Below are 11,704 nucleotides of genomic sequence, written 5' to 3'. Positions count from 1 at the left end.
ATAAGCCGTCCAACCATCGCGCAGGGAAGGCCGAGTGATTGGCACCACCTGTATGCTGCTGTGCGGTTTCCTTGCGCTACATTTTCGCGCAGCGGACCGCGGGTGCCAGCCGGCACCCGGCCTTCCCTGCGCCCTCTTGGCTTAGAGAGTGGAGTGACCAGGCAAACCTCGGGCGAATTTCGCCGCGAGAACGCGAAGACGTGTCCTGCGGGTTGCAATGCGTGTCGGAGGACTGCGATGTCTTCCACCAGATGTCGTTTTCATTTTAGAACGACGCTTCATGATCAGAAAGAAGCGTGACGGCACAAGGCGCCAGCCCGATAACGAAACTCCAGTGTTGTCAGCCTCACGCATCTTGCGGCGCGGCTGCGCCGGCGGTCCGTCGCCGTGCCGGCAGGAAAAACCCTGCAATCGCGCCGGCCAGCGACAGCGTTGCGGCGAGGCTCATCGCCGCGGCAAATCCGCTCTCGAAATGAGCGGCCGAATCGACCCCGCCATGGGCCGAGAAGTTCGCCACCAGCGCGGCGATGCCGAACATGCCGCCGAGGAAGCGGCCCATGTTGAAGATGCCGGACGCCTTGCCCATTTCGGCCACCGCGACCGAGCTCAGGATGGCGTTCTGTGCTGCCGGCATCGCCATCGAGACACCGACGCCGGCCAGCACCAGCGGCGCGACCAGAGCGGAGTAGGTAACCGCGGAGCTCACGATCTCCGCGATCCAGCCGAGGCCGATCGCCTGCATCAGCAATCCCGTCACCACCAGCGGCCGCTCGCCGAACCTGTTGACGACCGCGCCCGCGATCGGGGCGGTGACGAACAGCGTCGCTGTCCAGGGGAGCAGGCGAAGTCCGGCGCCGAAGGCGTCGAAGCCCAGCGCGGTCTGGAGGAACTGCGGCAGCAGGAACAAGACGCCATACATCGCGGCGTAGAACAGCACGCTTGCGGACATGCCGGAGGCAAGCGCCCGCGATGAGAACAGCCGCATCGGCACCATCGGCGCGGCCGCGCGCAATTCCCAGAGCACGAAGCCGGCCGTGAACACCAGGCCCGACATCAGCGTGGCGATGATTTCGGCGCTCGCCCACCCCACGGCGTTGCCGCGCAACAGGCTCCACACCCACGCCAGCGCCGCCAGCGCAACAAGCGCCAGTCCGGGGATGTCCAACGCGGCGGCCGGGCCGAAGCTTTCGCGCAACCGTGCCAGCACCAGGGTGATCGCGATCAGGCCGATCGGCAGGTTGATCCAGAACACCCAGCGCCAGCCGAAATGTTCGGTGATGAAGCCGCCGATGGCGGGGCCGATGATCAGCGCGCAGCCGGTGATGCTGGCGAAAATGCCGAGCGCGCGGGCGCGCTCCTCGCGGCCGAACGTGCCGCTCAGGATCGCCATGGCCAGCGGCATCACCAGCGCAGCGCCGGCGCCCTGCAGCGCGCGGGCGGCGATCAGCGCGGTGGCATTGCCTGCGAGCGCACAGGCCGCCGATGCAACGACGAACAGGGCGAGCCCGGCCGCGAACATGCGGCGGCGACCGAAGCGGTCGCCGAGCGCGGCACCGGTCAGGAGCAGCACGGCAAAGGTCAGGTTGAAGGCGTTGACGGTCCATTGCAGCGTCTCGACCGGGCTGCCGAATTCGGCGCGGATGGTCGCGAATGCCGTCGTGATGATCATGGCGTCCAGCGCCATCATGAAGGATGCCAGCGCGGTGACGCCGAGCACCCAGTTCTGCGCGGCGCGATTGGTCGGGGTCTGCATCGCCCTCTCTCCGTGTGTCGCGCCAGCCTGTCGCGGCGCGTTCTGCGGGCTAGACGAGGGCTGAGCGGCAAAGGATGCGCCCAAAAATAATTGTTTCCGGGCCGCATCCTTCGCCGGTCGGTAAACGTCCTTGGGGGTGATGCGGCCATGTGCGCGATTTTGAGCGAACCAGGTCGCGACATGAGCAAGGAGCGCGCGATGAGAAGGACGTTGATCAGGTACAGGGCCAGGCCGGAGCTGGCCGATCGGAATGCTGAGCTGGTTTCGGCCGTATTTGCCGAATTGAAGGCGGCCGGGCCGGACGGTGTGCGCTATCTGACGCTGCGGCTGGAGGACGACACCTTCATCCATCTTGTCGAGGCCGCGGCCGAGGACGGCTCGAGCCCGATCCCGAAGCTCAAGGCATTTCAGACATTCCAGGACGGCATCCGTGACCGCTGCGCGGAGCTGCCGCTGGTTCGTGATGTGAGGATTGTCGGCAACTATCGTATGCTGGACGAGTCCTGAGCAGGCGAAGCGGAGGAGCAATGGCGCCAGACCCCCTGGCCACCGTCGATGTCGAGGCCCTGCTGGCGCGGATGCGGCCGAAACTGCATCGCTACTGCGCGCGCATGGTCGGCTCGGTCATCGACGGTGAGGATGTGCTGCAGGATGCGCTGATCAAGGCGATGGAAGCGCTGCAATCGGTCACGCCTGTCAATATGGAGGGCTGGCTGTTCCGCATCGCGCACAACACCGCGCTGGATTTCCTGCGCCGCCGCAACCGGCAGGAGGCGCTGCATTCGGCCGAGGAGGTGGAGATGATTGCCGACCGGCTCGATGATGTGGAAAGCCGCCAGATCGCCGCGACCAGCCTGCGCACCTTCATGCGGCTGCCAGTGGCGCAGCGCTCCAGCGTGATCCTGATGGACGTGCTCGGCTGCTCGCTTGCCGAGGTCTGCGACATCATGGATTTCAGCCTGCCGGCGGTGAAGGCCACGCTGCATCGCGGACGCACGCAGCTGCGTGAGTTCGCCGGAGAGCCGGACGACGTGTCGCAGCCGGGCCTGTCGGAAGCCGATCGGACGCGGCTTAGCGCCTATGTCGGCCATTTCAACGCTCGCGACTTCGACGCGATCCGCGCCATGATCGCCGACGACGTCAGGCTCGAGCTCGTCAACCGCACCAGGCTGAAAGGCAAGGCCGAGGTGTCGAACTATTTCGGCAATTATTCGAAGGTCAGCGACTGGCACCTGGTGACGGGGCAGGTCGAGGGACGTCCCGCGATCCTGGTGTTCGATCCGAACGAGCCAGCCGGGCGGGCGAAATATTTCATGCTGCTCGACTGGTCCGCCGGCAAGCTCGCCACTATCAGGGATTTTCGTCACGCAGCCTATGTTATCGATGGTGCGGAGTGCGTGGTGGATAGAGGGTGAACTTGCCTATGTGCTTTTCGCGCAGCGGACCGCGGGTGCCAGCCGGCACCCGGCCTTCCTTGTGCCCTCTTGGATTTGAGCGGGTGAGTGATGAAGCAAAGCTCGCGCGAAATGCGCCGCGGGAACGAGAGTTCATGTCCGTTTGAAAGATCGGTCGCACCATTTCCAGGGATATGTCGAACGTTGCTCGCGCTACGCAGCCATCTCACGCGGCGCTGCGGTGGGCCTTTGTCTTTGCCCTTGTCTCTCGCTTTGCCTTCGGCTTCTCCGGCGCCGGGGTGCGTCGAGCACCAGGGCCGGGGTGGGTATGAATCTCCTTGGCCAAAAGCGGCTCGCCGCATTCGGAGCAAACCATGACCGGATCGAAGTCCTTGCCGCATTTGCGGTGTTGATGCAGCAAAGGTCGTCCGCGCGCGTCGACCATATGAGTGTCGCCCCAATGCACGATCGCCATCATGATCGGATAGAGATCGAGCCCCTTCTGAGTGAGGATGTATTCGTGCCGCTTGGGCGAGTCCTGATAGGGGATACGCCGCAACACGCCTTGCCGGACCAGCTTCTTCAGCCGCTCGGCGAGCAGGTGGCGCGTGATTCCGAGCGAAGACTGAAAGCCCTCGAAACGGCGTGTGCGCAGGAAGCATTCACGCAGGATCAGAAGGGTCCAGCGGTCGCCGATCACGCCGATGGTTCGGGCCATCGAACACGGCTCGTCCTCCAGCTCACCCCATTTCATTCCAGATCTCCACTCTGCCCGCGGCTTCCGCGCGAATATCGTTCAGGAAGCCTTTGGTTCAGATACCATTCTAAATCGGTACCTACTGCGAGACAATGTCTTTCCTAGAGCACAAAATCTACTCGAATTGACAGTTCGGTTTTAGAACTGTAAGACAATCCGCGGTCTGAATTATGATCCGACGACCGGATCCAGACCTGACCGGGAGAAGTCCCATGCAAAAGAGAAACGCGACCGTGGCCGTGATCGGCGCCGGTGATTTTATCGGCAGCGAGATTGCAAAGAAGTTCGCCTCCGAGGGCTTTACGGTGTTTGCGGGACGCCGCGACGGCGCCAAGCTCGAACCGCTCGTCAAGGAGATCGAGCAGGCCGGCGGCGAAATTCACGCGCGCGCGCTCGACGCGCGCAAGGAAGACCAGGTCATCTCGTTTCTCGGCGATGCCGACAAGCACGCCCCGCTCGAGGTTTGCATCTTCAACGTCGGCGCCAACGTCAACTTTCCGATTCTGGACACGACCGAACGGGTGTTCCGCAAGGTCTGGGAAATGGCTTGCTATTCCGGTTTCCTCGCCGGCCGCGAGGCCGCGCGCCTGATGCTGCCCCGTGGCCAGGGCAACATCTTCTTCACAGGTGCGACGGCGAGCTTGCGCGGCGGCAGCGGCTATGCGGCCTTCGCCAGCGCCAAGTTCGGCCTGCGGGCGGTCGCGCAAGCCGCGGCGCGCGAATTGGGCCCGAAGAACATTCACGTGGCGCATCTGATCATCGATTCCGGCGTCGACACGGAATGGGTCCGGCAACGGCGGATCGAGGCGCTCGGTCCGAACGCGCTGGACAATCCCGACCTCCTGATGCCGCCATCGTCGGTCGCCGAATCCTACTGGATGCTCTATCAGCAACCCAAAAGCGCCTGGACCTTCGAGCTGGAGATTCGTCCCTTCGGCGAGAAATGGTAGCGAAGCCGGTTCACGACGGCCCGTGCAAGGGTTCTGAATGAAGAGGGTTCAGGATCAATTGCCGAAGCGGTGTTCTGGAAGTCCCTGTGCGATGCCCTCAATGGCCAGAACATGACCCGCTTGGGGTTCGCGGCTCAATTGCTCACGATCTAGAAACTTTCGCGCCGTCGTCACGAACAAGGTCTTCAGATCGGCTCCGCCGAAGCACACGCAGGTCGGATTGGTCGCCGGCACCGGAATGACGGTGTCGATCCGGCCGTCCGGCCGATAGCGCACCACCCGGCCGCCGGAGAAGAATGCGGTCCACAATCCGCCGGCGACGTCGATACAAGCGCCGTCGGGCCTCTCCCCGGAGGCGCTGCAATCCGCGAACAGCCGCCTGTTTCGGATCACGCCGTCATCGAGATCGAAGTCGAACTGCCAGGTGCGGTAACGCCTGGTATCCGTGAAGTAGAGCGTGCGATTGTCGGGTGAGAACGCGATGCCGTTCGTTACGATGACATCGCCGAACATGCGCACCGTCCGGCCGTCGGCATCTACGCGATACAGCGCTCCGTTCGGTCGATGCAGCTGGTTGTCCATGGTGCCGATCCATAGCCGGCCCCGGGCGTCGACGCGCCCGTCGTTGAGGCGGTTGTCGAGGCCGCTTTCGACCTCGCAGAGCTGAACTGGACGACCGTCATCGGACGCGCGGCGATAAAGTCCCAGATCCTTCGCGAGCAGGTGGGAGCCATCCGCCGTCAGAGCCTGACTGCCGAGAAAGTTGCATGCGTACGGAACAACCTGATGAGCGCCTGTCGCCGGATCGAACGATTGATGCAGCCGCCGGTCGACGTCGACCCACCACAGCTTACGGGAGCGGTCACACCACAACGGCGTCTCCCCGAGGATGTCGCCTGCGGCGACCGCGGTCTCGACCCGATATGCGGGGATCATGTCGGCGGTCATTCCGATATCCGATTCCAGCCGCGAGCCGGGCGATCAGTCCTCGTTCCAGGAGGCGAGGGCGTGCGCGACGCACCCGTTGATGTGCTCGGTGAGCACGGTTTTGGCGCCTTTGATGTCGCGCTTGAGGGCGCATTCGAGCAGCGCCTTGTGCTGGTTGATCGTCTCCGCGCCGCGGTAGCGCAGCGCATAGCGGAAATATTTGTCGAACACGACCGCATGGGTCTGCATCAGCTCGCGCGAACCGCAACTCGAGATCAGCGCCTGGTGGAATTCGCCGTCGTAGCGTTTGCGCAGCTCGGGATCGTCACCCTCCTTGAGGACGGTGCGTTCGGTGGCCGCCAGCTTGTGATGCGCGGACACCACGCGGCCCTCCCACTCGACGTCGCCGGCACGAAACGACTCGGCCATCGCGTGATGCTCCAGCAGGATGCGCAGGCCGGCGAGCTCACGCAGGTTCTGGATGGAGATCGGCGCCACCTCGAAGCCGCGCTGGCCCTCGGCAACCACGAAGCCCTCGGAGGTCAGACGATTGAGGATCTCGCGCAGTGTGGAGATGCTGACCCCGTAGTCCTCCTTCATGGCGTCGAGCTTGAGGCGTCCGGATGGCGTGAGCACTCCGAAAATGATGTCGGCCCGGATGCGCTGATAGCCGCTGTGGCCTGCCGACAGGGGCCGTTCCTCGACTGACGTCATGCCTTCTGATCCCGCCTGTCCCGATCGTCGGCCACTTCGGACGCGGCCGAACCATCAATGTTGCCAGCACTATAGCAGATTTCAGATGTATGATGTATGACAAATCATCATATGAAATAGGTATCGTCATTTGACACGGAAATGTATGTGTGATGTCTAAATAGGCTGAGGGCACGAAAAATAATGGCTTAAGCCGCCGGTCGTGCCCGGTCGAACAGGGAGGAAACGATGAGCTTGTTGGTACGGGCGCTGTCTGCGACGGCGATCTGCGTGGCGCTGACGGTCGGCGCATCCGCTGAGGACATTCAGGAGCGCACGATCAGGTGGGGACACCTGAACAACACCGATCACCCCGTCAGCGCGGGGGTGCAGAAATTTGCGGAGATCCTGCTGGCGAAGAGCGGGGGCAAGATGAAGATCCGTGAGTTCGCGGCCTCGCAGCTCGGCAACGAGCTGCAGCAGCAATCGGCGCTGCGCGGCGGTACCCAGGAAATGCTCTCGGCCTCGACGACGTCGCTCGCAACCGTCGTGCCGGAGTTCGGCCTCATCGACTTTCCATTCATCGTGAAGACCATCGAGCAGGCCGACGCGCTCGGGACCGGAAAATTCGGCACGTCAATGCTCGATACGCTGCCGTCGAAGGGGCTGATCGGTCTGGGCTATTGGGGCCTCGGCTTCCGCAACGTCACCAACAGCACGCGGCCGATCACCAAGGTCGAGGATTTCAACGGCCTCAAGCTTCGCGTCATTCCGAACCCGGTCTACCTTGAGACCTTCGGATCGTTCAAGGCCAATCCCGTTCCGATGGCCTTCGGCGAACTCTACTCGGCGCTGGAGACGCGCACCGTCGATGGCGAGGAGAACCCTTTTACGGTCATTCTCTCCAACAAGTTCTACGAAGTGCAAAAGTACGTTTCCGCCACCAATCACACCTTCACCCTGAACATCATCCTGGTGAGCAAGGCGTTCTGGGACAAGCTCTCGCCGACCGAGCAGCGCCTGATGCGCGAGGCGTATGAGGAAAGCCGAGGCTATCAAAAGGAGCAGACACGCCTTCAGACCGAAAAGGCGCTGTCGGAATTGCAGGCCAAAGGCATGCAGTACAACACCGTCGCGCCGGAAGAGCTCGATCGCATGCGCAAGACGGCGCAGCCGGTGGTCGACAAGATTGCCGCCAATCTCAAGCCGGACGCGGTTAAGCTCTTCAACGACGAGCTCGATCGCATCCGCAAGGACGTGAAATAGTCGACCTCGTCAGCATGCAAGACGCAGAGCCGTCCAGTCGGCCGGCTCTGAATCCGACTTTGCCCGGACGGCACGTATGGCGCGATTTCTCGACCTGTATTGCACCCTGCTGAAAGGCATCATCGCCGCATTTCTCGCGGTGATGGTGGTGCTGGTGTTCGGCAACGTGGTTCTGCGCTACGGCTTCAACTCCGGTATCGCGATTTCCGAGGAGCTGTCGCGCTGGCTCCTGGTCTGGCTGACTTTCCTCGGTGCGGTCGTGGCAATGCGTGAGCACGCCCATCTCGGCGTCGATAGCCTTGTGCGGATGCTGCCGGCTTACGGCAAACGCATCTGCTTCATCGTCAGCTACGTCCTGATGCTGTTCGCCGACTGGCTTCTGCTCTCGGGAAGTTGGCGGCAGACGATCATCAATCTCGACGACCGCGCGCCGGCGACCGGCCTGTCGCTCGGCATCTTCTATGGCGTGGGCGTGATCTTCGGCGTTTCGGCCGGCGTGATCCTTCTCTACGATCTGTTCCGCGTCATGTCCGGACAAGCCAGCGAAGCCGACATGGTGGCCGTCAGGGAATCGGAGGAGCACTGATGCTGTCTCCCAATATCGTGTCGCCCGGCGCTCACATCCTGAGAATCTCCGGGATCACGCCATGACGATTGCCGTCTTCACTTTCTCGCTGCTCGGCGCCATGGCGCTGGGCATGCCGATCGCCTTTGCGCTGATCGTCTGCGGCGTGGCCCTGATGAGCACGATCGACATGTTCGATGCCCAGATCGTGGCGCAGAACGTCATCAACGGCGCAGACAGCTTTCCACTCATGGCCATTCCCTTCTTCATGCTCGCCGGCGAGGTCATGAACAAGGGCGGTCTGGCCAAGCGAATCGTCAATGTTGCGCTCGTCGCAGTCGGACATTTTCGCGGCGGACTCGGTTACGTCACGATCCTCGCGTCCTGCATCCTCGCGTCGCTCTCGGGCTCCGCGGCGGCCGACGCCGCAGCGCTGGCTGCGCTGCTGGTGCCGATGATGGTGGCGGCGGGCCACAAGAAGTCCTATGCGGCGGGTCTGGTGGCGGCCGGCGGCATCATCGCGCCTGTGATTCCGCCCAGCATCGGGTTCGTCATCTTCGGTGTCGCCGCGGGCGTGTCGATCTCGAAGCTGTTTCTGGCCGGGATCGTCCCGGGGCTGCTGCTCGGGGCTGGGCTCTGCCTGGCCTGGTGGTGGGTGGTGCGCCAGGAGAACCTGACGCCCCCGCCAAGGGCATCGCTCTCGGAGATGGTAAAAGCCGTGGTCGACGGCTTCTGGGCGTTGATGCTCCCGGTCATCATCATCGTCGGCCTGCGCTTCGGCATCTTCACGCCGACGGAAGCCGCAGTGGTCGTCGCCGTCTATTCGCTGTTCGTCGCGACCTGCATCTATCGGGAATTGAAGCCGTCGCAGCTTTATGAGGTGTTTGTCTCCTCGGCCCTGACGACGAGCATCGTGATGTTTCTGGTGGCAGCGGCGCTGGTATCGTCCTGGCTCATCACCGTGTCCGAGATTTCGGCACAGATCGTCACCCTGCTGAAGCCTTTCATGGGCAACAACACGCTCCTGATGCTGGCGATCATGGTCGTGGTGGTGATCGTGGGAACGGCCCTCGACATGACGCCGACCATCCTCATTCTCACGCCGATCCTGATGCCGATCGTCAAGGCAGCGGGCATCGATCCCGTCTACTTCGGCGTCCTCTTCATCATCAACAATGCGATCGGCCTCATCACGCCGCCGGTCGGTATCGTTCTGAATGTGGTTTGCGGCGTCTCCAGGATCAGCATGGAGGACATCATCAAGGGCGTCTGGCCCTTCTTGATCGCGCAATTGATCGTGCTGTTCGCGATGGTGCTATTCCCGGGACTGGTGACAATCCCGGCCAAATGGTTTGCCGGCTAGACCCGTCGGCACAAAAGAAGGAAAAGCGAAAATGGCCGCAAGGATCATGATCCTCAACGGACCCAATCTCAATTTCCTCGGCATCCGCGAGCCCCACATCTACGGCTCGACGACGCTCGGGGAGATCGAGGCGAGCTGCAAGGCGCTGGCCGATCAGCTCGGAGTTTCGATGTCGTTCCATCAAACGAACATGGAGGGCGAGCTCGTCAGCCTGATCCAGTCCGCCAATGGCAACGCGGACGCCATCATCATGAATCCCGCGGCCTATTCATTCACATCGATCGCGCTGATCGACGCGCTGAAGATATTCGAGGGCGTGAAGATCGAGGTGCACATCTCGAACATCCACGCGCGGGACGAGCTGCACCGCCACTCGATCACGTCGAGTGCCTGCACGGCTGTCATTTGCGGCCTGGGTCCCTATGGTTATCTCGCGGCGATGCTCGCGGCGGTCCAACGGCTGGGGCAAATGCCTGCGACCATGGCACCGGCTCTGCGCGGGCTTCCGGCCGGCGGCAAGGCGTAGGCATGGAGGGCGGAATGCGCGGCACGGGATTTCTCGCCATCTGGAGCGACGTCGAGGCTCACGACCTGACCGACTACCGACACTGGCTGACGCGTGAACACACGACCGAGCGCGTGACGACGAAGGGCTTCCTGGCATCGCGTGTCTTCCGCGCGGCAAGGGACGACATCAACCGCTTCTTCATTCTGTATGAGCTGGAGACGCCGGAGGTCCTCGACGGCGAGGCCTATCTGGCGCGCCTCAACGCTCCGACGCAATGGTCCCAGCGCATCATGCCGAAGCTCGGCAATTTCATGCGGGGCGGCGGTGTCATGATCGCGCGGGCAGGGCGGGGCGAGGGCGCGTCGGTCGTGGCGCTCCGGATCGAGACGTTGCCGAAAGATCCGGAAGGTCTGGCCCAGGCGCTCGTTGCGTGCGACGGGGTCGCCGCCGTGCAGATCGGCGCGACCGACGAGGCGCGGACGTCGGTGCGGACGACGGAGAAGGGCATGCGGAAGAATGAGGGCTTCTTCGCGGGGCTTTTGCTGATCGAGGCGCTCGACGTCGCCTCGTTGCAGGCTGCCTTGCGGCGGGCGAGCGAGCTTGCGCCCGACGTCATGGTCGGGGCGAGCGAGCCGGAAGTTTATCAAAGCATGTTTGCGCTCGACGCCCGTATCGCGGATTTCGGCTGATGACAACGTTCTCGCTCGCCGCGTTGACCGTGCTCGAGCTTGCGCCGCCCGAGATGATCGAATTGGCGGCGCATTGCGGTTACGAAAAGGTCGGGCTCAGGCTGTTGCCCGCCACGCCTGGCAGTGTTGCCTATCGCCTGATGGACGATGCGCCGCTCCTGCGGGAGACGCTTCGGCGGTTGGAGTTGACGGGGGTGTCTGTCGCCGATCTCGAGGTCGTTGCGTTCAGACCGGAAACCGAGATTGCCTCGTTCACGCCCTTCTTCGAGGTGGGCGCGCGCCTCGGCGCCAAACACATCCTCGTCGCGGCCCACGATCCGGACCTGGCGCGGTTTTCGGATCGCTACCAGCAATTTTGTGAAGCGGCAGCAAGCTATGGCCTGACCTCCGACCTCGAATTCATGCCCTGGACCAGCGTTCCGGACCTGAAGACCGCAATGCGGATCGTCGGCGACGTCGATCATCCCGGTGCCGGCATTCTGGTCGATGCACTGCATTTCGATCGGTCGCAATGTTCGCTTGCGGACCTCCGCGCTATCCCGGCGCAACGCTTTCACTACTGGCAACTTTGCGACGGCCCGGCCGAGCGCCCGGCGACCACGGAGCAGCTCATCCATGCCGCTCGCGAGGAGCGGATGTTTCCGGGCGAGGGCGGAATAGACCTGATGGGGCTTGCAAGCGCGATGCCGAATGATCTGACGATCAGCATCGAGGTTCCGACCGTTCAGCTGGCCAAGAGCGTCGACGCCGCGACGCGAGCACGCCGGGCGTTGGCGGCAGGCAGAGCCGTTGTCGAGCGGGTGCGCAGCGAGAGGTGAGAATTTCGGGACGAGAAGGGT

The 11,704-nt window shown here is 63.1% G+C and carries 13 protein-coding genes; 9 read left to right on the top strand and 4 right to left on the bottom strand.

All coding sequences use genetic code 11. The features are described 5' to 3' along the window. Positions 1–346: 346 nt before the first annotated feature. Positions 347–1,753 (bottom strand): DHA2 family efflux MFS transporter permease subunit, encoded by a 1,407-nt coding sequence (locus AC0L3A_RS16080; protein WP_473254743.1) that lies wholly within the window; start codon positions 1,751–1,753, stop codon positions 347–349. Positions 1,754–1,951: 198 nt separating this feature from the next. Between AC0L3A_RS16080 and AC0L3A_RS16075 the strand changes: the two genes are divergently transcribed. Both AC0L3A_RS16075 and AC0L3A_RS16070 read left to right on the top strand, forming a co-directional pair. Beyond that, on the top strand, positions 1,952–2,260 hold the full coding sequence (locus AC0L3A_RS16075; protein ID WP_473254742.1) for a hypothetical protein: 309 nt from the start codon (positions 1,952–1,954) through the stop codon (positions 2,258–2,260). A gap of 20 nt (positions 2,261–2,280) precedes the next feature. Then, positions 2,281–3,168: a sigma-70 family RNA polymerase sigma factor gene (locus AC0L3A_RS16070; protein ID WP_219681558.1), complete on the top strand. Its 888-nt coding sequence runs from the start codon at positions 2,281–2,283 to the stop codon at positions 3,166–3,168. A 205-nt stretch (positions 3,169–3,373) separates the two neighbouring features. Here the strand turns inward: AC0L3A_RS16070 and AC0L3A_RS16065 are convergent, their stop codons facing one another. Beyond that, the gene (locus AC0L3A_RS16065; RefSeq protein ID WP_007596008.1) at positions 3,374–3,901 is read right to left on the bottom strand and encodes a winged helix-turn-helix transcriptional regulator; all 528 of its coding nucleotides are present in this window, start codon (positions 3,899–3,901) and stop codon (positions 3,374–3,376) included. Positions 3,902–4,116: 215 nt separating this feature from the next. On the opposite strand from AC0L3A_RS16065, the gene AC0L3A_RS16060 reads away from it, so the two are divergent. Further along, on the top strand, positions 4,117–4,854 hold the full coding sequence (locus AC0L3A_RS16060) for an SDR family oxidoreductase (RefSeq protein WP_219681557.1): 738 nt from the start codon (positions 4,117–4,119) through the stop codon (positions 4,852–4,854). A gap of 54 nt (positions 4,855–4,908) precedes the next feature. Here AC0L3A_RS16060 and AC0L3A_RS16055 read toward each other — a convergent pair whose 3' ends face one another. Further along, complete coding sequence (locus tag AC0L3A_RS16055; protein ID WP_473254741.1) at positions 4,909–5,802, bottom strand: SMP-30/gluconolactonase/LRE family protein; 894 nt, start codon at positions 5,800–5,802, stop codon at positions 4,909–4,911. A gap of 33 nt (positions 5,803–5,835) precedes the next feature. Beyond that, positions 5,836–6,495, bottom strand: a complete 660-nt coding sequence (locus AC0L3A_RS16050; protein ID WP_007596002.1) for a GntR family transcriptional regulator — start codon at positions 6,493–6,495, stop codon at positions 5,836–5,838. A 228-nt stretch (positions 6,496–6,723) separates the two neighbouring features. On the opposite strand from AC0L3A_RS16050, the gene AC0L3A_RS16045 reads away from it, so the two are divergent. The 6 genes from AC0L3A_RS16045 (at position 6,724) to AC0L3A_RS16020 (ending at position 11,683) form a co-directional block, all read left to right on the top strand. Then, entirely contained in the window at positions 6,724–7,740 is a 1,017-nt protein-coding gene (locus AC0L3A_RS16045) for a TRAP transporter substrate-binding protein (protein ID WP_007595999.1), read from the top strand. Between the two features lie 76 nt (positions 7,741–7,816). Continuing rightward, complete coding sequence (locus tag AC0L3A_RS16040; RefSeq protein ID WP_007595997.1) at positions 7,817–8,326, top strand: TRAP transporter small permease; 510 nt, start codon at positions 7,817–7,819, stop codon at positions 8,324–8,326. Between the two features lie 61 nt (positions 8,327–8,387). Then, positions 8,388–9,668: a TRAP transporter large permease subunit gene (locus tag AC0L3A_RS16035; RefSeq protein WP_007595995.1), complete on the top strand. Its 1,281-nt coding sequence runs from the start codon at positions 8,388–8,390 to the stop codon at positions 9,666–9,668. 31 nt (positions 9,669–9,699) lie between these two features. Then, on the top strand, positions 9,700–10,194 hold the full coding sequence (locus tag AC0L3A_RS16030; RefSeq protein WP_473254740.1) for a type II 3-dehydroquinate dehydratase: 495 nt from the start codon (positions 9,700–9,702) through the stop codon (positions 10,192–10,194). Positions 10,195–10,208: 14 nt separating this feature from the next. Then, entirely contained in the window at positions 10,209–10,865 is a 657-nt protein-coding gene (locus tag AC0L3A_RS16025) for a hypothetical protein (protein WP_473254739.1), read from the top strand. After that, on the top strand, positions 10,865–11,683 hold the full coding sequence (locus tag AC0L3A_RS16020) for a sugar phosphate isomerase/epimerase family protein (RefSeq protein WP_473254738.1): 819 nt from the start codon (positions 10,865–10,867) through the stop codon (positions 11,681–11,683). The genes AC0L3A_RS16025 and AC0L3A_RS16020 overlap by 1 nt, the downstream gene beginning before the upstream one ends. The last annotated feature ends 21 nt before the right edge of the window (positions 11,684–11,704 follow it).

Source organism: Bradyrhizobium sp. MI1.3, from assembly GCF_055811695.1.
The sequence above is the reverse complement of the archived record's forward strand: the minus strand, read 5'-3'. Positions and strand labels throughout refer to the sequence as shown.